Raw genomic sequence first — 19,557 nt, 5'->3', positions numbered from 1 at the left:
AAGCGGTGGGGCGCCGCCAGGGTGCCGGGCACGCCATGGGCCACTTAAGCGTTCCGTGGTGCCCAATTCCCAGCAAATGTGATCGATCCGAGTCGGATTTTTACGAGTCGGGTTTTTACAAAATGAGATGCTAACCATTCCCGTGTTTATCGACGGATCGACCGGCGCCACTTAGAATAATAAGGAAATGGAGTGGTGTGCGCAGCGCGGACCGGGAGGGGGTTGGGGGCATGGCGTTTGATGAAGACTATAAGGAATTTTTGGAGTGGCACCGCAATCGGCGATCGGGGGAGAGGCGCCGGCGGCTGATCGCTGGAATGGGGCATGCGGAAGAGCTGTTCTTGAGGGCGGTGTGGTGGCGGACATTTCGGCATTTTTCCAACCTTCATCCACAATACGAAATCCTGGATTACAGAGAAGGATACCGATATTTGGATTTTGCTTACATTCAGCCTCATTTTCATGTCGCGATCGAGATCGACGGATTTGGCCCGCACTGGCGCAATATTTCATCGTGGCAGTTCGATGACCACTGTCAGCGCCAGAACCACCTGGTCATAGATGGCTGGTACGTGATTCGTTTTACATACAATCAAATCAGAGAACAGCCGCGGCTTTGTCAGCAAACTCTTCAGCAACTTTTTGGACGTTGGCTCGCCAACGGAAGTTCTTCGGAGGAACTGACCGTACTTGAACGAGAAACGGTCCGGATGGCAGCTCGATCCGTTCGGCCCATTACACCGAAGGAACTTTGTCGTCACTTAGACATTGGGCCGGATTATGCCCAGCATCTGTTGCGGGGCCTCGTTGAAAAGCAGTGGCTCCAACCTGCTAGTGGTAATGTCCGGATTCGATCGTACGATCTCCACGCCTCACGAAATGACATCCGGCTGTAGCCTACGCATGGATATACCTGTAGAAGATGTGCATTCGGCTCACGGAAATTGCCAGATGGGATGGCGTATCGAGCGGCACACCGCCCCCTGCCCCCACTTAAGCGGCCCATGGCCGCTTATTCCGCGCTACTCGGATCGATCCCGCCAAATAGACGGCCCGTGGCTGCTTATTCGCCTCGCAGCAGGCGTGATCGAGCCGATCCACGACACTTAAGCGGCCCACGGCCGCTTATTCGGGACCCTTGAGACGATTCGACACGCTTAAGCGGCCTTGGGCCGCTTATTTCCACCGCGAGCCCACCGCCAGCCCACCGCCAGCCCACCGCCAGCCCACCGCCAGCCCACCGCCAGCCCACCGCCAGCCCACCGCCAGCCCACCGCCAGCCCACCGCCAGCCCACCGCCAGCCCATCGCCCGCGCGACGAATGCGTTTAATTGGTGATAAAATAGGGGCATAAGATAATCGAGGAGAAAAGCATCCTATTGAGTGGGTGCTCACGTTTGGCGTGGGGTGACATCATGAAGGCGATTTGCGTTTGGTCATTGATCGCTGGGGCCATCTTTGGTGGAGTGCTTGGCACGGGCATCACGGTGCTGGCCCAACAAACGCCTCGCACATGGGGTGTGATGAAACCGGGCGGACAAATTGTGTACGGTCGCACGTATGAAGAAGCGGTGAATAAAGCTGGCGGCCGCAACTTGCACCATGAGTTCATCTACGGCCACTACGACTACGGCGGCCACTTTACGTCAACTGGCGTCGTGTTCAAATGGTAAGTGGCACGGCTTCTTACGAAGACGTGCCACATTCAACGTTGCTTTAGATCCCGCTCGCTCGACTGCTGGATGTTTGCTTGGGTTGGGCGCGAGGCGCCCCTCTCGCCGCTCAGGTCCCGCTCGATCCACCGCCGGATGTTGTGCTTGAGGTTTTCCAGGTGATGAGGCCGTGATCGGATATCGTCAGCAGTTGGTTGTAGAGCAAGCTGCCGGCGAGGATGTGGCCTGCCTCGTTCGGGTGCCACGAGTCCCCGTAGTAGTCCTGCCAGGACTGATTATGCTCTTCCAGATACTTCTCCATGATGGTATTCAAATTGATGAAATAGGCGTTGGGGCTGTGAAACGATTCGACGTCGGCCTTCTCGTCGGCGATGTACTCCTCCACGGTGCGGTGCAGCGTGGTGGCTGTAGCTTCCGTGACGGGGGGAGAGGCGACGATGACGACGGCGTGATCGGCGAGGGCCTCGCTGATCTCGGTGTGAATCTCCTGCTCGATCTCGCTGGACGACCTATTGGCGCCTGCGTCGTTTTCGAGTCCCCACGCGATCACGACGATGTTCGGCTTGTCCGACGTCAGCCAGTTGGTGTAGTCGCCGGACAGATCGACCGCGGAGGGCGTTCCGCCGATGACGCAGCGATTGTCGTAGTTGTACTGGACGCCGGACTCGTCCGAGAGACTTTGAAACGCCCGCCGCAGGTAGGAGTCGTTGTTTGGGTCTTTCCAACCGTACGCCACCGATCCGCCGACAACCATCACAGTCTCAGCCTGTTTTGCGGCCGTGGTGGAAGAGGTCGACGACGTAGAGGTCGAAGAATCCGTCGATGCCCCGGCCGTCCCGGCTGTCGATGTCCCCGTCCCGACCGTCCCAGTCGCCGATACGGTACCTGCCTCTGCCGCAGTTCCAGTGGGCGCGAGCGTTGCTGTTGTGCGGATCGCTGCTGCGGCGATGCCCTGTGGCGACAACAGGGCCGCCGCTTGAGTCGCACTTGCCACCTCCGCCACCTCCGCCACCTCCGCCACCTCCGCCGCCTCCGCCGACGTCGCTCCCGGCGCGCCAGTCCCCTGGTCCGCCGCCCGAGCTACCCCGTTCGCGGCCATCGCGGCTCCCGCTATCGACGCCGGGGCGCCGGCGGTCGAATCGGTCGCAGCGTACGTGTTGGGCACGCCGGTTCCGATCACGCCGGTCCCGATCACAAAACTTGTGGATAGTGCAATCAGGCCGAACATCCAGCCCTGCGCTCCGCGTTTACCAGGGACGAAACGAGTCTTTTGTCCATTCATGCTGCTCACGTACCTTTCCTCCCTGAGAACTTGACGAAGTGGCGGCGAGCCCCTTGGAGGTGGCCCGCCGCACCGCACCTACCGTGCGCCGCGTCCAGGCATCCGTCATCACTCGAATCGCAATGCGTCAATCGGCTTCAGGTTGGCCGCTTTACGGGCCGGGTAGACGCCGAAGACGATGCCGATGGCGATGGAGAACAGAATCGACGCCACGACAGCCACAGGCGACAGCAGATTGCCGTACTTCGTGATCTTGGATACCACTTCGGTGCCAATTGCCGATACAATCAAGCCAATCAATGCGCCGGACACGCTGAGCATCAGCGACTCCAGCAGGAACTGCGTCGAGATCACGCTCTTGCGGGCGCCGATGGCTTTGCGGATGCCGATTTCGCGCGTGCGCTCGGTGACCGAGACCAACATGATGTTCATGATGCCAATGCCGCCGACGAGCAGCGAGATCGCGGAGATGCCGTCGAGCAGCAGGGTCAGAATCCTGTCGACACCGCTCAACGCACTCAGGATGGTCGCCTGGTTGGTGATTTGGAAGTCGTCCGACTCGCTCGGCGTCAACTGGTGCGCGACGCGCAAGGTCGACTCAATCTCCAACTGCGCCTGGTCCATGGTCGACGACGAGGTCGCGGAAGCCAAAATTTCATTCACCGTGTCCGATCCGGTGAACAGGTTCGTCGCGGTCGTGATGGGAATCGCAATCGCGTCGTCCGCATTGGAGAAGCCACTGGATCCCTGGCTCGCCGCCACGCCAACCACCGTGAAGGGAACGCCGCCAATCTGAATGGTCTTGCCAATCGGGCTGCCAAAATCGCCTTCAAACAGCGTCTGTTCCGCGTCGCTGCCGAGCACGGCGACGTTGGAGGCGTTGTCGACCTCCGTCTGCGTGAAGAAACTGCCCTCCGCCATGGTCAGATTCTTGATCTGCTGATACGCTGCCGTCGTGCCCTCGATGGCCGTGTTCGTGTTGTTGCTGCCGTACACCACCTGTTGGTTGGTCGACACCAACGGGGCCACATATTCCACGTCCGGATCCTGCTGTTGGATGGCCGTGACGTCCTTGGTGGTCAAGGTCGACGCAGTTCCGAAGCCGCGGCTGATGCCGCCGCTCGAAGCCGCTCCCGGCATAATCGTCAATACGTTCGATCCCAAGTTCTCCACCTGCTGGGTCACGCCCGCCTTCGCGCTTAAGCCGATGGCGGACGACAGCACCACGGCCATGACGCCGATGATGATGCCGAGCATGGTGAGGAAGGATCTCATCTTGTTCGCGCGGATGCTGCGCCACGCGACACGGACAATCTCAGTGAACACGCCCCAGCACCCCCGCCTCTTCGTGCGATGTCGTATCGAGTTCCACCTTGCCGTCGCGGAATCGCACAATCCGCTTCGCATGCCGCCCGACTTCGTCTTCGTGCGTGACGATCACGATGGTGTTGCCCTGCTGATGCAATTCTTCGAACAGCTTCAGGATGTCCTCCGTCGTGCGGCTGTCGAGTGCGCCGGTCGGTTCGTCCGCGAGGATCAGCACCGGATTGTTTACGAGAGCCCGCGCGATGGACACACGTTGCTGCTGCCCACCGGACAACTCATTCGGCCGGTTGTGCATCCGATCCGCCAACCCAACCCGCTCCAAAGCCTCCATCGCCCGCTGCCGCCGCACGCGTCCCGGAACTCCGGCGTACATCATCGGCAGCTCGACGTTTTCGAGCGCCGTCGTCTTCGGCAGCAGATTGAAGTTCTGAAACACGAAGCCAATCTTCTCGTTCCGCAACGCCGCCAGTTGATCCTCGGAGAGATTGTCGACGTTGAAGCCATCGATGACGTATTGCCCGCTCGTCGGCGTGTCGAGACACCCAATCATGTTCATCATCGTCGACTTGCCACTGCCGGACGGCCCCATGATGGCCACGAACTCGCCGCGCGAGATCTGCAGGTTTACGCCGTCCAACGCCCGGATGATCTGGCCGCCAATCTCGTACTCGCGCACGAGATCCCGGATGACAATGAGAGGCTGCGAAGCGCGCCCTGCGGCTGTCTCATCCATGGTCATCCTCGGCCACCTCCACCGAAGGTGCGAACGCTGCCACCCGTGAAGCCACCACCGCCGAAGGCGCCGCCAAAGCCACGGCCCGTCGTTCCGCTGCTCTCAGCCTGCACCAGCGCGGACGCCGTCTCACCCGGCAAGGTCAACAAGATCTTCTGACCAGCCGTCAAGCCGCTCGTGATCTGGACCGTACTGGTGCCCATGACTCCGACTTGCACGGGTTGAAAATACGTTCCCGCCGGAACCGTCGGGTTGGAACTGCTCTTGCCCGATTTCGATCCACCAAAGGAGAACCCGCCGGATTGCGATCCGGACGAACTTCCGGTCCCAGCCGATCCACTGCTGCCCGTGCTGGATCCGCCGGTCGATCCACCGCGCGAGAATCCACCATAGCCTCCGCCTGTGCCACTGCCACTCGTTCCGTTGCCATGCGCGAACCCGCCAAAGCCGCCTGTGCCGCCGCTGGACGAATTCGTGGTTCCGCTGCCGCCGCTCGACGAGTTCCCCGTGCCACCAGCAAACTTGAAGCCAGATCCCGCAGGCTTCTTGCCTTCCACGTAGACGCCCTCGATCCCGTTGACATCATGCAGCGCAATGGCCGGCACGGTAATCACGTGCGTCAGATTTTCCGTCTGGATCTCCGCGCTCGCGGTCATACCAGGCTTCAAATCGCCGGACGAATTGTCGACAGTCGCGACGACTTCGTACTGCGTGACGTCCGACGACGTCGTCGGCGTTGGGTAGACCTGCGTGATGGTGCCCGTGAACGTCTGATTCGGGTACGCGTCGACAGTGTACGTCACCGACTGGCCTGCCTTCACATCGCCGACTTGCGACTCACTGACTTCGAGATCAACCTCCATGTCCTTCGCGTTCAAATCTTCCATTTGAATAAAGCCGCTGGAGGAACTAGATGAACTCGAAGAGCTCGACGACGACTCACCCGCGCTCGGCGTCTCGCCGACCTGGCCGTTGACCGCCGTGATCACGCCGCTAATCGGCGCCCGAAGCACCGTCTCCGCGTCCGCCTGCTGCGCGGACTGCAGGTTTGCCTTCGCCGTTTCAACCTGCGCTTGTGCGTTCTGGACCGCCGCCTCATCCGACTGGATGGTCGCGGCCGTAGCCGGCTGCTCGTCGATGTTCAACTGCAACTGCGCGGTCTTGAGATTTTGCTCGGCCTGCGTGATCGCGTTTTGGGCGTTTTCCAGCGACTGTTTCGCCGACGTCCGGTCGTTGTAGGCCGCTTCCGCGTTCTGCAACGCCTGTTCGTCTTCCGTCACGGTGTCCTGCGCCTTCTCCTGATTCAGCTTCTGCGATGCCTCGTCGGACTTCAACGTCAGTTGATCCTGCTGAACCGCCTGCTCGGCGTTCTGAATAGCCTGTTGATCCTTCTCGATGGTCTCCTGCGCACTCAACTGCGTCGACGAGATGCCATCCTGGTCCTTCGTCAACTGCGTCTGGTCCTTCGTGATATTCGCCTGATCCTGCGCAATCTTGTTCTGGTCCGCGGTCACGGTGTTCTGATCTGTGGTGACCTGATTTTCCGCATTCACGATGTTTTGATATTCGGCGTTCAAATCGTCGTAAATAGTCTTGTAGTTATTTTCCAAATTCGTCCAAGGGTTCGTGCCAACCCCTACGGACTGCGTCCATTGATCCGCACTTTGTTCATACTCTTGATATTTCGCGTATGCTGCTTGGACCTGAGCTTCCGTGACATTGTCGTTCTCGCTGGCCACCGTTTTCTCATTTGCCTCATCCGTTGCCAACGTCTGCTGATCCGCCGCAAGCGTCGCCTGATCCTGCTTCAGCGTCTGCTCATCGTTGGCCAAGGTCTGCTGATCCGTGGTCACTGACAGTTGTGACTCAGAACTCGACTGTTGCGTCGACTGCTGATCTTCCGCCAACTGCTGTTGAGCCGCCTTCACCGCAGCTTGATCCGCAGCCAACCGCTGCTCATCCAACTGCACGGTATCCGACACCTGATTGAGCGCTTGCTTCGCCTGCGTCAAATTGTCCTGCGCCTGTTGAACCGCCTGCAACTCACTTGACCTATCGTTGTACTGCGCCAATGCCAGTTGGTACGCTTCCTTCGCCTGGGTCACAGCCGTCTGATCCTTGGCGATGGCGTTCTTGTCCATCGCAATGGTACTGCTCGTCGTACCTTGTTTGTCCTGAGCCAGTTTCGCCTGGGCCGACGCCAAGGAAGCCTCGGCTGAAGTGACGCTTGCCTGATCCTGGACAATCTGCGTCTTCTCCGCCGTATCATCCATGGTGGCCAGGATTTGACCCTTCTTCACTTGCTGTCCAATCTTCACATCGATAGCCGTTACGGGCGCGCTCGTTCCTTGAAAATCGAGAGAGTAAGAAGATGGCGCTTCAATGGTTCCCGTCGCACTGATGTATTGGGTCACATCCCCATAACCCACGGTATAAAAGGATGATGCCGATACGGGCGCCGATTTGTTCAGTTCCTTTAACGAGATTGGAATGCCTGCGCCAAGCACGACGACAACCGCCGCCCCTGCGTAGATCCACTTTCTCCGCGATCCCCGAAACCGCGGTTTGACAAACTCTGACTGAGTTTGCGGACTAAGCCCCATGTCATGTCCCTCTTTCGCGATAATATCTCCGAGCACGCCCCGTATTCGCAAATGCGGAAAAATACGGTATTCGACCCACGGGATCATGTGCTTGCGTAACTAAAATATAGGGACAACATTGAATTGGGATTGAAATGATAGGGATTTAGAGATAAAAAGTCGATTTATTAGAGGCACAGGCAATAAAGTGCCCAGGGCAATAGCCCCAGGCACTCAATTGCCCTATTCGGATACGAAATTCGATTTACTTCGACGAATTGCTCGTTCCGTTACTCGTCAGAACAGGCGGCAAATCTTTTGCTTCGGCCTGCAAAGTCGCGTAGTAAGGATCCGATTTTTTCACCACTTTCAATCCCTTCGCGATGGTAGCCTTCGCAGCGCTCGTTTGGCCCAACTGCGCCTCTGCGTACGCAAGTTGATACCACCCCAACGCGTACGTCGGGTCAACTTGCGTGGACTTCGTGTAATACGGGATCGCATCCTTTGGATCGCTCTTGAGTTCACGATATACGTTGCCTAGGGCTGTCAATAATTCTCCGGACTTCGGTTCGAGCGCAACGGCTTTCTTATAGTACTTAATTGCCGTGGCCGCGTCGCCGTTGACAAAACCACTTTGCGCGGCTTTAACCTGAGCATTGACGTCCGACGCCTGCTTGTCTGCTTCGCTCACATACTTTTTCAAGTTGGCCGCACCAGCCAAATTGCCTGCGGTGTTGTTTGCGGCTTGTCCACAGCCAGACAAACTGGCGGTTATCAACATGAGGCATCCGACGGATGCGATGATGGATCGCTTCATGAAATTTGATCTCCTTTCGCGCACAGTCTCGAGATGCCTGTCTGATCCCGGAACATGACTACGCGCATGATGTAGTATCATGCGCGAGGGAGGAATTATGCAAAAGTATAACAAAGTGAACAGCCTGTGCCTAGTCGAAGAGTTCAGCTTCACTCAGGATCGGATGCCGAGTGTCCTTCTCGGACAGAACTGGCTCGGACGTTGGCCAATCAATGCCTAATGCCGCATCATTCCATAGAATTCCGCGATCGTGTTCACGAGAGTAAAATTCGTCAACCTTATACATGACTTCGGTATTTGAAACGAGTGTACAAAATCCATGGGCAAACCCTTGCGGGACAAACAGTTGCCGGTGGTTCGCGGCGGATAAGATGTATCCTCGCCATTGGCCAAATGTCGGCGACGATCTGCGAATGTCCACCACGACATCATAGATCGCCCCGGCCGTAACCCGGACCAACTTCGTTTGCGCCTTCGGAGGCAACTGATAATGCAAGCCACGTACCACACCTGCCTCGACGGACAACGAGTGATTGTCTTGAACAAACGCAACATGGACGCCAATATCGGCAAGGGTCCGCTGTGAATAGCTCTCGGTGAAAAAACCTCTGCTGTCCTGGTGAACCACAGGTTCCAGCAACAGTACACCGTTCAAGTCTTCTCGTAGAACGTTCATCAAGGTCCCCTCCACTCGTTGATCGCTTCCCGATGTGTCAACACAAAATCTGATAACGCATCCTGCCAAGAGCGGAATGACGAAAACCCATTCGCAGGAATTGCACGGCTCTCAAGCGCTGAAAAGCTGGGCCGTTTAGCTGGGCGAGGAAACTCCTCCGTGGTAACCGGGGTGACCTTGACGTCCATCTCGACTTCGCGGAAGATCGCTACCGCAAATTCGTACCACGAACAAGCACCAACATTGCATCCATGATAGACGCCATACCTATCCGTTTCGATCAGCGCAAGAATGAATTGCGACAGATCCCTAGTCCATGTCGGCGACCCAATCTGGTCATTGACAACACGCAGCCCCTCGTCTCCTACCGTACTGCCCGCGCGAATCATAGTCCGTACAAAGTTCGCACCAAAAGCGCTGTACAGCCAAGCGGTCCGAATGATAAAGGACTTCTCACAGTGATTGAGAACTGCCCTTTCCCCGGCCGCTTTCGATTCACCATAAACCCCAAGAGGCAGAATGGGATCCGATTCCACGTATGGCACTGTGGCATGTCCACCGCCGAACACGTAGTCGGTCGATATGTGACAGAGCTTTGCCCCAATTCGGTCACATGCCATCGCGAGGTTTTTGGCGCCACGTTCGTTCACAGCGAACGCATCCGACCGATGTGTTTCCGCATCGTCGACACGGGTATATGCTGCGGCGTTGATCACGACGTCAGGTTGAAACCTCGTCACCACATCAACCACCGCATTGAAATCGGTGATATCGAGCTCCGCCTTCGTGAGAGCGAGGATCTGCATGTCGTCTCTCTCGTGAAGCAGGCGTGTCAATTCCTGTCCGAGACCGCCATTCGCACCCGTTATCAGTAGACGACTCATTGGCTCAACCTCGTCGAGTACTGTGTCTCAAAGAACGATTGGTACTCGCCAGATTGGACACGGCGCCACCACGTCTCGTTCTCCTGATACCACTTCACTGTGGAGGCAAGTCCTTCGTCAAAAGGAATGGTCGGAGCCCACCCTAATTCACGGCGAATCTTCGTCGCATCAATCGCATAACGCCGATCATGCCCCGGCCGATCTTCAACGAATTGAATGAGATCATGAGGTTTCCCGAGCACATCCAAAATTCGTTCCACAATACGCAGGTTTGTCCACTCGTTATCCGATCCGATATTGTACACTTCCCCGCTTACGCCTTCGCGCAGCACCGCGTCGATGGCCCGACAGTGATCGATGACGTGTAACCAATCACGCACTTGCTGGCCATCGCCATACACCGGAATCGGTTCATTCGCCATCGCACGAACAATCGTCAACGGGATTAGCTTCTCAGGGAACTGATACGGACCGTAATTATTTGAACAACGCGTGATACACGTCGGCAGGCCATACGTATGATGATATGCCTGAACAAGCAGATCGGATCCGGCCTTGCTCGCTGAATACGGGCTGTTCGGATGTAAAGGAGTTTCTTCCGTGAAATATCCAGTGGAACCGAGCGCACCGTACACCTCATCCGTAGACACGTGGACGAATTTCTTGACTCCGTATTTGCGTGCGGCATCGAGCAGGACCTGCGTCCCTAGCACATTCGTACGAACGAAGGCTCCCGGATCGAGAATGCTCCTGTCGACGTGCGACTCAGCGGCAAAGTGGACGACCGCGTCGATGCCAACAGCGAATACCGCCTCAACATCCTCATGAGACGTGACATCGCCATGCACAAAGGTATAATTAGGCTTGTCTTCAACGTCCATTAATGACTCAATATTTCCAGCGTACGTCAAGGCGTCAAGGCCGATAACAGAATCGTTCGTATTACTAGAGAGCAGATATCGTACAAAGTTACCCCCTATGAACCCGGCCCCGCCTGTCACCAAGACACGCACTGCGCCACCCTCATTTCTTCGAATTGAATGTGTTCCCATAATCAATGGACTGAGCCAGCCCGTTTGCTCGAAAATAGCTCGATGGAGTTCCTGCATCTGTCCACCAACCATCAAGAACTGCGTAAGACAACTTACCTTGCTTAATGTAGGCGTTATTGACATCCGTAATTTCGTACTCCCCCCGGGCAGAGGGCTGCAGATCTCGAATAATTTGGAATACACTCGGATCATACATGTAGATTCCGGTAACCGCGTACGGAGACTTAGGGACCCTGGGTTTCTCCTCGATGCCGATAATCCGGTCACCATCCAGTTCCGGTACACCAAACCGCTCCGGATCGGGCACTTTAGTAATAAAGATTCTCGCGCCCTCCCTATGCATGTCGAAATCCTTTACATAACTGGAGATATCGCTCTGAAAGACGTTGTCTCCGAGGATAACTGTCATACACTCACTTCCCACGAAATCCTCGGCGAGACTCAGTGCCTGCGCGATTCCACCAGCTTGTTCTTGAACTTTGTACGTGAATCGCACGCCAAACTCATGTCCGCTACCCAATAGATTCACGACATCTCCCATGTGTTCCCGGCCGGTCACAACCAATACGTCGCGAATGCCGGACTGCACCATGCGGAAGATCGCATGATAGATCATTGGATACCGCCCAATTGGAAGCAAGTGTTTATTGGTGACCTTAGTTAATGGAAACAGCCGTGAACCGGTTCCGCCGGCGAGAATAACCCCTCTCACTAATAAAGTCCTCCTTAAAGCAATTTGGGTTACATCCGAAACACGAATTGTTCTAGCAACAATCACCTAGCTGACCTGAATAGTTTGCGTAAAATACTCGTGCCTACACGAAGAGGGCCCATAGCGTCCCAGGACGTGGATCTCAGCATCTCAAGAATCACTGCAGTCGCCGTCGCGTCGTCCCCAACATGAGGTTTCTCTTCCTTCGGCAGGCCTCGAATGCGTAAACGCAGATTCCTAAGAGGACGGGTCATCCTCCACGACTTCGAGTTCCAGAAGGCGTCTAGATCATGTACCTTGAACGGAAGATGATCGCTTCCGGAGGCAATGTGCGGTGCGCCACTACCTCGCCACATCAATTCTGCGAAATGTGAGCGGAGGTTTGAATATACACCAATCCCCATTTTCCCCGCTCGCAGATCATCCCTCAACCATTCGTTCAATAATGCTTGCCGATAAAAATGATGCTTACTAACTCCATCGATGACTGAATTTCCTAGTGCTCCCGTCGAGTTGGGACGGAGATGGTAAAAGGCTAAGTTATGTGCGCAAACGACGATATCGTACTGAACCAGAAAGCGAACGTTGAACTCCCAATCCCCTAGGACAGGCAAATCCTCACGAAAACCTTGTACCTGGTTCCAGGCCGCTCGCGTGAAGAGAAACGAAATCGGAGGAAAGATATTGTCATACATCATTCGGTCCAATGACATGATTCCGGGAGGCATCCATTGATTAAAGTCCTCAATGGACTCTGCAATCACTGTCTGTCCTTCTATGCGCTCGAGTACGCGATGGCAATGCGTGACCACGCCTTGAACCGAAGGAATTCGCTGCTGCCAAGTAATCAGTTCAGCCACTGATGTAGAAAGGAAAGCCGGAGCCCAGCTATCATCGTCATCGTGAATTACCAACAATTCTGATTGTGTGGCGTTAATCCCTGCGTTCGATGCTGCCTCCATTCCCCGAGACTCGTCATGGTGAACAACAATTACACGCCCTTGATACTCGCTTTGGTAGTGCTCGACGAGCCAATCTACCTCTGATGAGATGCCCCCATCATTGACGATGACATGGACCCAGTTCTGATAATCCTGCCGCAGAACACTCTCAATGGCACGTCTCAGTAAGACGGTTCGATTCTTCGTTCTAGTGATAATGGCCACTTTCGGTTCGAGGCTTAACATCAATACATTGTTCTCCTTCTGAACCCTGATGTTTGTGAGTTTCTTATCTTGAACCCAGCTTTCCAGAATGAGTTCGATAGCTCACGATCAAAGTCGCGTTTGTTTGAAATTCTCTTTGCCAAGGCTACCCGCTGTGTAGAAATCCCAACGTCAGAATGAGAAATATCTCCTAGAGCCTCCGCTTGGCTCCGCGACGGGTGCAATACCAAATTCATAAACGGAGCCGCCCAGAATTCGCTTGTCGTGTAAGTGGTGCCACTAACCGAATGAACGCCGAAAATGCGTAGATATTCTTCCATGAAATTCAAGGCACCGCTTCGCAGACGTTCGGCTGCCAATAGATACTCCTGTTCATCTACATTCATGGAAGGTGACTCAAGAACAGGCTCTATCGTCCCGTCACTACCTTTGCGATAGCCCAATGTTGTTCCGTGCGGAGCCGTCAAGGCCAATTCCAACAATTCCGCGCCACCGGAGGCGATTGCATCCCTCCAGGTAGAAGGCTCGCCTTCGTTCATGAGCCACGCCCGCATCGAAGATCCGAGCCCTTCCTTAGATGCGCCCTGAAACAGCCCAAAATACAAGCCAGTCAAGTTGCGCGGATAACGTCGGTCTAGCAAGCGAGATACCGCTCCCTGCATACTCCCTGTCCACCCAACATCAATCATAACCACCTTTGACGATCCTTCGAACAGCTGATTGATATACGCCTTCGCTAAGTCACTCTTTTCATGGGCTGCCTGGATGACCAAATCATAATGCCTCGTGAGCAGGGTAAAGAGGCGGTGATCTCCACCGGTCATCTGTTCGTCCATGCTAAGGCCAAGCTCCGAGGCCGTTTTCATTACATCCGTCGGGTTAATACCCAGTGCCTCGATCCTCTCACGTAAGGTTCTTTTAACCCTTCCCGAAGTAAGTTTCCACAAACGGTCAAAATCAAAATCCATGAAGCTTGGATAGAAAATTGCCTTCCGTGAGACATAAGCGTATGACGCTTCTGTGTCGATATCTATCAAATCTCGGTATCTCGTCCAGAGTAGATGAAACAGATAGGCGTCGCGAGCGAAAAACAGTACTTTTTCTGGCTCAAGGCGCCGAATTTGTTCCAAAATCCACAAAAAGTATCCGGTAAACAAAGGCCCAAACACTTCGTAACCAATATTATCCAAACAATGTAGCCCTGATGCCTGTCCACTGAGGAGCGGTTTTCGTGTTAAACCCACTATAATACTGCGGACTAGGTGGTCCGAAGGGGATGCAATCCTAGACCCACGGTCGTCACGTGCTAGTTCCTCGAGTTCCCTAAAGTGGATAGTCCGAATTCCAAGACGCTTCGGTTGCTCGACATCTGCACCCGCGTTGTCTCCAACGTGGAGTATCTCCTCATACCTCACATCCCATTTATCACGAAGATGTGGAAAGATTGTACCCTCGTGCTTGCTTTTTCTGAGTTCCCCAGAGACTAAAATCTCTAGATTATCACCATATCCGCAATTCCTTAGCATCTCCTGCAGCACATTTTTAGGAAGATACATATCGGAACAAAATACGACTTGAACACCTCGTTTGCTCGCCTCAAAGAACAATTGCCGGATCGTCTCGTTAGGGTAGCAACATCGTAGTTCCAGTTCAATCTCCAAATCCTTGATCCGCCCTAACTCTGCCGCATCCAAACCAGTTGCAACCGCCATTTCCTCATATATCTGATCGAGTATTATTTCGCTCGTGCCTCGCGTTCTAACTGCCTTCTCACGCGCAATTCGTTCACATTCCATACGAACCTCAGGAAGATTCTGTACTGCGCTAGGATGGAATAACGCAACATCTGACTCTAGTAATCTCTCACGAAGTAGGTAGAATAGATCCTCTGGCCTGTTAAGGGCCCTGTGAATTGACGTGTCAAAGATGTCAAGGGAAAGCAATCGAACTCCATCCAGCAACTTCGAAGCGCTATGCATTGAAGGACCTCCTAATTAATATCACGCAAAATTCCCCAACCTATAATTAGGCTCTGCCTGGTTCAAATTCGGATTGTAGTAAGGATCCTTGTGATGTCCCCACTTTATTTTGAAGATCTTCAGATCGTTGTCATCCGGTGCCATACTGAAGCTGCAAGCTTCAAATTCTGCGTGCGGAGTAAAAACCGTCAAAAGCCCTCGTTGGTGAAGGCGTAAACAGTAGTCAATATCAAAAAGTGTGTCTGAAAACTCGTTCGAAAACCCACCATTATCGATGAAGGTTGCCCTATTGCACATCATGCAACTGGAATGTACAGCACTACAATTCCTCGAATCGATTAGCCCACCGAAATACCCAAAGTCCATCCTGTGAAAGCCCTTGTACGCCATACCTATGTCGTGTTCGGTCCCAACCACTATGCCAGCTTGGACAATCCGATTGCGGCAAACGAGTTTTCCTCCCACAGCCGCTACGTCCGACCGAAGGGCATGTTCAGCTAGGGCGCGAATCCCTTCCTCAGACAGTCTCGAGATCGATGGCGATAGGAACAAAATCACGTCGCCCGAAGCGCGGAGAACTGCATCATTAAGTTTCTCGCTAAGCGGGAGGTTAGAGTCAGTCAGACGCATAAATTCCAGTTTAACGGTTCCACCAACTAGAGCAGGATCGTGTTCCCACCGATTCGGAGACTGTATAGTATTCAAAGGAATTATGCTGACCGCCAAATCCGCTGGCGTCTTCCGGCAATATCGATAATGCCCGGGAGTAGCCTGTGTAACCGTGGCGGAATACCCACTTCGACTAGCGTGGTCCTCTAGTGCCCGCTGCCCGGCGACGTAAGCATACGGCTTTGCATAGGCGTCGTCCGCAGTCGAACCAGGTATCTTTCTCCAATGGTAAAGCACTTTCGGGATGTGAAATATTTTGTTCGTTTTCTCGGAGACCCGCAAATTGAAATCAAAATCCTGACTTCCGTCGTAACCCTCTCTTAGCCAACCCAGTTCATCTCCGAGCGTCTTTCTGTACACAGCAAGGTGACTAACATAGTTTCCCGACAGAAGTAACTCGGGTGACCAGTCTGGCTTGTAGTACGGCTCGCAAAACTTTCCACTCGTATCGATTTTATCTTCGTCGGAGTATATAAGATCTAAGGTAGGGTCTTGAAGAGCAATGGCAACCTCTAAGAGTGCATCTGGACTCAACTCGTCGTCGTTGTCCATAAACGCGACAAATTCGCCTGATGCGGCCGTAATTGCCGCATTGGTAGCACCAACTATCCCCTTATTTTCGTGGCCGAATGAGACTTTTATCCTGGAATCCATACCTTCTAGCCGGTTCAGGTAATCTTTTAAGGCTGCATCCGTAGAACAATCGTCGTAGACACATAGTTCCCAATTCGAGTATATCTGCTGCTCGACGGAAGCTACTGCACGCTCAAACCACTTGAGTGGCACATTATAAACTGGCATTACAATGCTTATTCGTGGAGTGAAGTCCAATTTTGGCATAATGTATCGGTCGTCAACCAGACTACTCTGTCTTCTACGAACATAGTGATCATATCGTTTCGCGTCCGCGCGAACTACCCACCACTGAACGCCACGTCTCCATGTTGTATAAATCCCCGAATCTCGTACACTGCGCCAGGTCTTGCGAAGGAGACGTAGGTAATCGTGAATATTCACTTGTGCTCACCCCCCAAGACAGTCCAAACATGATTTAATTCCAGTAGGGCCTGTCCTTCCTGCCTTGGAACAACCTCGAAATCTAAACAGGCGTCCCACCGATCATAAAATTCACCTAACGCTGACTCTAGCAGAAGATTTACGCGGTAGGAGTTAATCGGAAGTAACAGTGCGTCAATGGTCAACCGCAATGTCATTTGTTCACCAGAAGGAATGTCAATCAGGCCCGTTTCAGCCTGTTTTGAGCTTGTAGCCCATAAAACTGTCCCATCACTTAAACAAAACTGCAGTTGGCACAATCCTTGAACAATAGGCCGCTCTGGGCACAGTACAATATCGAATGAAACACGACTCCCTTGCATGACCTCGCTTCCTCGGTCACCCACAATGTTCGCTCTCTTAATCGGTCCCTTCCGGTAGCCAATTTTCACATCAGATCCACTTGTGGAAACATCGCTGCGTCCTTGGTGTACTCGATCGAACTTCATGACAGATCCACCAGCTTGAGAACTCTCAAATATGGTTTCAAGGTAGACGGGTATGCACTCTCTCGGGGGACCCTGCATTTTAACGACAGAGTTATGCAACCAAACGACATGATCACACAGCTTTTCAATCATTGACGAGTCATGGGAGACCAGTACGATCGTAACCCCTTGCTTTTGCATCTCTTGGATCTTTGAAAAGCATTTTGCTTGAAATGCTGCATCACCCACTGCTAACACTTCGTCAAGAAGCAGAATATCTGGCTCCACGGCAATCGCTATAGAAAAAGCAAGACGCATATACATGCCCGAAGAGTAACTCCTTATCGGCTCGTGAATAAAATCACCGATCTCGGAAAACTCAATGATTGACTGTAGTTTGTTCCGAATTTCTTTCCTAGATAGGCCGAGAAGCGAGGCATTTAAGAATATATTCTCAACCCCTGTGAAATCAGGGTGAAACCCTGCCCCAAGCTCCAACAAGCTAGAAACCCGACCGTTCAAGTGGATTTCTCCCTTGTCCGGGTAAAGAATTCTCGAAATTAATTTTAGTGCCGTACTCTTACCGGATCCATTGCTTCCAATTAAAGCAACAGTTGTTCCTCGCTCCACTGTAAAGCTGACGTCACTCAAGGCAACAAACTCCTGATACCGGGCCCTTCCAGCATTGATAACTCGATCCTTCAACGTTGTATTCTTCCCTGTGTGAACGCGATAGGTTTTCGTAACGTGATCTACTGTAATAGCTGGCTCCATTGCGCTAAACCTCCTCAGCAAGCCTTCGATTCAGCAATCCAAACACTCTCCATCCCAGTGAAAAGATGCATAATGCGAACGCGGAACCATACAACAACAGCTTCCATCTCACCCCGTGTTCATAGTAGAAAATGTCCTGCAGACTCATGATAGGGGTGGTAAGGGGATTCAACCTAAACAAAAAGCTATAAGGGCTCGGAATCAACGTAATGGCATAAAAAATAGGTGTAACGTAGAACCATAGCATTAAAAAGATGTTCAGCATATGTTCCAAATCTCGAAAATACACATTTAGAATCGAGACCAATAGCGAGAACCCGACCGTCATTACCACTTCGATTAGGAGGATAAGGGGCCAGTATGTCCAGTCCACGTTAGGATGCAGACCTGAAAGTAATAGGAATGGTATGAGCACAACTTGAGAAATTAGATAATTTATCACAGCACCTCCCACAACCGAAAGAGGCAAAATTTCCCTCGGAAAGTATATTTTCTTTACCATCGCAGCTTGTCCAAGTATCACTCGACTAGAGGATTGCAAGGAGGTGGCGAACAAATTCCATGCGAGAAGTCCTATGAACAGAAATGCGGAATAGTTCTTCATATTAATTCTTAAGACAAACGAATAGACTAGACTGTATACAATTAAAGTCAATATCGGGTTCACCAGCGTCCAAAAGAACCCGAGTACCGAACCCTTATACCGTGTACGTAGTTCTGACAAGATTAAACTCCATAACATGCTTCGATAATTCCAGACCTCGACGAATCTTTTCAAGTCTGACTTCCCACCCTTCGACCCACGGACAAGAGCGAACTGAACGTAAGATGAATGCTGTACATGAACCAAACAAGCACCTTTAGAAGCAATACAACTTTGTTATTGCATGATTTCCCATAGTGTTTGGCGTAGTAAAGTACCATCGAATCATAGAAGTGCCACAATGACTCTGGGGAACGTTTTCCACCGTTGCCACCTTTCAGGTGGATGGTTGTCACCCTTCCCTCATACCATATTTTGTATCCCGCAGCATTGATTCGCTTGCACCAATCAATGTCCTCCCCGTACATGAAATAATCTTCGTCAAGACCGCCGACATTTAAGAATACATCAGCAGAAACCACCATAAATGCCCCACTCAAACAATCAACTGGATAACTTCCCCATTCGTCAAGATGCGATAGATTATATCCATTCATCCATGGAATCTTACGGAACAAAAGCGACAATCCCGAGAGACGCGTGAAGCTATTCCACAGCGTAGGAAAACCTCGTCTACAGGCTCGATCTAGCCTGCCGTCGGGGAGTTCTAATCTGCACCCAACCGCGCCAACGCCGTCCTCGGTTTTTATTCTATCGACACACACCTCGATCGAGTCTTTACCGACGATCGTGTCGGGATTTAGAAGTAAGATATAATCCCCAGAAGCAATCTCCATTCCTCTATTATTTCCATAGGCAAAGCCGTGATTTGCTTCCTGAACAAGTATTTTGACACCCAGAAAAGGTAAGTCAGCCTGATTGGAATACTCTGATATCCACTCTACGGTTCCATCGGTCGATCCGTTATCTACGAAGATCAATTCGAGGTTCCCCGCCATCGTACAACCTTCTAATGACCCCAAGCAGTCCGGAAGAACACGAATAGAATTATACGTTAGAAGGATAACCGAAATCATGTCCGACACCCCCATCAGAAATTAACGTGTTCCGGAGGTAGTTCCTGATTCGCAGATTGTGTCTGAAA

Annotated in this window: 17 protein-coding genes; 2 read left to right on the top strand and 15 right to left on the bottom strand. The window is 52.9% G+C overall.

All coding sequences use genetic code 11. From position 1 onward, the window contains the following. Positions 1 to 230: 230 nt before the first annotated feature. Positions 231 to 896: a putative endonuclease domain-containing protein gene (locus AAC01S_RS15460; RefSeq protein ID WP_067624440.1), complete on the top strand. Its 666-nt coding sequence runs from the start codon at positions 231 to 233 to the stop codon at positions 894 to 896. Between the two features lie 501 nt (positions 897 to 1,397). Further along, positions 1,398 to 1,673 (top strand): hypothetical protein, encoded by a 276-nt coding sequence (locus AAC01S_RS15455; RefSeq protein WP_067624437.1) that lies wholly within the window; start codon positions 1,398 to 1,400, stop codon positions 1,671 to 1,673. 109 nt (positions 1,674 to 1,782) lie between these two features. Here the strand turns inward: AAC01S_RS15455 and AAC01S_RS15450 are convergent, their stop codons facing one another. The 15 genes from AAC01S_RS15450 to AAC01S_RS15380 all read right to left on the bottom strand — a co-directional run bounded on the left by AAC01S_RS15450 (position 1,783) and on the right by AAC01S_RS15380 (position 19,489). Continuing rightward, on the bottom strand, positions 1,783 to 2,955 hold the full coding sequence (locus AAC01S_RS15450; protein ID WP_245630250.1) for an SGNH/GDSL hydrolase family protein: 1,173 nt from the start codon (positions 2,953 to 2,955) through the stop codon (positions 1,783 to 1,785). A gap of 108 nt (positions 2,956 to 3,063) precedes the next feature. Then, positions 3,064 to 4,281, bottom strand: coding sequence for an ABC transporter permease (locus AAC01S_RS15445; RefSeq protein WP_245630247.1), 1,218 nt, complete (start codon positions 4,279 to 4,281; stop codon positions 3,064 to 3,066). Continuing rightward, on the bottom strand, positions 4,271 to 5,014 hold the full coding sequence (locus AAC01S_RS15440) for an ABC transporter ATP-binding protein (RefSeq protein ID WP_067624443.1): 744 nt from the start codon (positions 5,012 to 5,014) through the stop codon (positions 4,271 to 4,273). The genes AAC01S_RS15445 and AAC01S_RS15440 overlap by 11 nt, the downstream gene beginning before the upstream one ends. A gap of 2 nt (positions 5,015 to 5,016) precedes the next feature. After that, positions 5,017 to 7,617, bottom strand: coding sequence for an HlyD family efflux transporter periplasmic adaptor subunit (locus AAC01S_RS15435; RefSeq protein ID WP_067624431.1), 2,601 nt, complete (start codon positions 7,615 to 7,617; stop codon positions 5,017 to 5,019). Between the two features lie 244 nt (positions 7,618 to 7,861). Then, entirely contained in the window at positions 7,862 to 8,413 is a 552-nt protein-coding gene (locus tag AAC01S_RS15430; protein WP_067624428.1) for a tetratricopeptide repeat protein, read from the bottom strand. Positions 8,414 to 8,543: 130 nt separating this feature from the next. Continuing rightward, entirely contained in the window at positions 8,544 to 9,089 is a 546-nt protein-coding gene (gene rfbC / locus AAC01S_RS15425) for a dTDP-4-dehydrorhamnose 3,5-epimerase (protein ID WP_067624425.1), read from the bottom strand. Continuing rightward, positions 9,089 to 9,973, bottom strand: coding sequence for a dTDP-4-dehydrorhamnose reductase (rfbD, locus tag AAC01S_RS15420; RefSeq protein WP_067624422.1), 885 nt, complete (start codon positions 9,971 to 9,973; stop codon positions 9,089 to 9,091). The genes rfbC and rfbD overlap by 1 nt, the downstream gene beginning before the upstream one ends. Continuing rightward, positions 9,970 to 10,986, bottom strand: a complete 1,017-nt coding sequence (gene rfbB / locus AAC01S_RS15415) for a dTDP-glucose 4,6-dehydratase (protein WP_067624419.1) — start codon at positions 10,984 to 10,986, stop codon at positions 9,970 to 9,972. The genes rfbD and rfbB overlap by 4 nt, the downstream gene beginning before the upstream one ends. Before the next feature lie 10 nt (positions 10,987 to 10,996). Beyond that, positions 10,997 to 11,737, bottom strand: a complete 741-nt coding sequence (locus AAC01S_RS15410) for a sugar phosphate nucleotidyltransferase (RefSeq protein ID WP_067624416.1) — start codon at positions 11,735 to 11,737, stop codon at positions 10,997 to 10,999. Positions 11,738 to 11,799: 62 nt separating this feature from the next. After that, positions 11,800 to 12,924, bottom strand: a complete 1,125-nt coding sequence (locus tag AAC01S_RS15405) for a glycosyltransferase (RefSeq protein ID WP_245630249.1) — start codon at positions 12,922 to 12,924, stop codon at positions 11,800 to 11,802. Then, positions 12,924 to 14,882: an HAD family hydrolase gene (locus AAC01S_RS15400; RefSeq protein ID WP_067624409.1), complete on the bottom strand. Its 1,959-nt coding sequence runs from the start codon at positions 14,880 to 14,882 to the stop codon at positions 12,924 to 12,926. Before AAC01S_RS15400 ends, AAC01S_RS15405 begins: the two co-directional genes overlap by 1 nt. A gap of 21 nt (positions 14,883 to 14,903) precedes the next feature. Continuing rightward, on the bottom strand, positions 14,904 to 16,391 hold the full coding sequence (locus tag AAC01S_RS15395) for a glycosyltransferase (protein ID WP_157071218.1): 1,488 nt from the start codon (positions 16,389 to 16,391) through the stop codon (positions 14,904 to 14,906). A gap of 173 nt (positions 16,392 to 16,564) precedes the next feature. Next, on the bottom strand, positions 16,565 to 17,809 hold the full coding sequence (locus AAC01S_RS18950; protein WP_083511861.1) for an ABC transporter ATP-binding protein: 1,245 nt from the start codon (positions 17,807 to 17,809) through the stop codon (positions 16,565 to 16,567). Between the two features lie 4 nt (positions 17,810 to 17,813). Next, complete coding sequence (locus AAC01S_RS15385; protein ID WP_245630248.1) at positions 17,814 to 18,551, bottom strand: ABC transporter permease; 738 nt, start codon at positions 18,549 to 18,551, stop codon at positions 17,814 to 17,816. 32 nt (positions 18,552 to 18,583) lie between these two features. Beyond that, a complete protein-coding gene (locus AAC01S_RS15380; protein WP_169794069.1) occupies positions 18,584 to 19,489 on the bottom strand; it encodes a glycosyltransferase family 2 protein in 906 nt (301 codons plus the stop codon). Positions 19,490 to 19,557 lie beyond the last annotated feature (68 nt).

The organism is Alicyclobacillus acidiphilus NBRC 100859, assembly GCF_001544355.1.
GTDB classification, from domain to species: domain Bacteria; phylum Bacillota; class Bacilli; order Alicyclobacillales; family Alicyclobacillaceae; genus Alicyclobacillus; species Alicyclobacillus acidiphilus.
Note: the sequence above shows the minus strand (reverse complement) of the source record. Positions and strands in the feature narration are given on the sequence as shown.

Coding starts and splice junctions, on each gene's coding strand:
- AAC01S_RS15435 (WP_067624431.1), bottom strand. CDS start 7,617: ATGGGGCTTAGTCCGCAAACTCAGTCAGAGTTTGTCAAACCGCGGTTT.
- AAC01S_RS15380 (WP_169794069.1), bottom strand. CDS start 19,489: ATGATTTCGGTTATCCTTCTAACGTATAATTCTATTCGTGTTCTTCCG.
- AAC01S_RS15450 (WP_245630250.1), bottom strand. CDS start 2,955: ATGAATGGACAAAAGACTCGTTTCGTCCCTGGTAAACGCGGAGCGCAG.
- AAC01S_RS15385 (WP_245630248.1), bottom strand. CDS start 18,551: ATGTTATGGAGTTTAATCTTGTCAGAACTACGTACACGGTATAAGGGT.
- rfbD (WP_067624422.1), bottom strand. CDS start 9,973: ATGAGTCGTCTACTGATAACGGGTGCGAATGGCGGTCTCGGACAGGAA.
- AAC01S_RS18950 (WP_083511861.1), bottom strand. CDS start 17,809: ATGGAGCCAGCTATTACAGTAGATCACGTTACGAAAACCTATCGCGTT.
- AAC01S_RS15405 (WP_245630249.1), bottom strand. CDS start 12,924: ATGTTAAGCCTCGAACCGAAAGTGGCCATTATCACTAGAACGAAGAAT.
- rfbC (WP_067624425.1), bottom strand. CDS start 9,089: ATGAACGTTCTACGAGAAGACTTGAACGGTGTACTGTTGCTGGAACCT.
- AAC01S_RS15430 (WP_067624428.1), bottom strand. CDS start 8,413: ATGAAGCGATCCATCATCGCATCCGTCGGATGCCTCATGTTGATAACC.
- AAC01S_RS15440 (WP_067624443.1), bottom strand. CDS start 5,014: ATGGATGAGACAGCCGCAGGGCGCGCTTCGCAGCCTCTCATTGTCATC.
- AAC01S_RS15400 (WP_067624409.1), bottom strand. CDS start 14,882: ATGCATAGCGCTTCGAAGTTGCTGGATGGAGTTCGATTGCTTTCCCTT.
- AAC01S_RS15395 (WP_157071218.1), bottom strand. CDS start 16,391: ATGCCAAAATTGGACTTCACTCCACGAATAAGCATTGTAATGCCAGTT.
- AAC01S_RS15460 (WP_067624440.1), top strand. CDS start 231: ATGGCGTTTGATGAAGACTATAAGGAATTTTTGGAGTGGCACCGCAAT.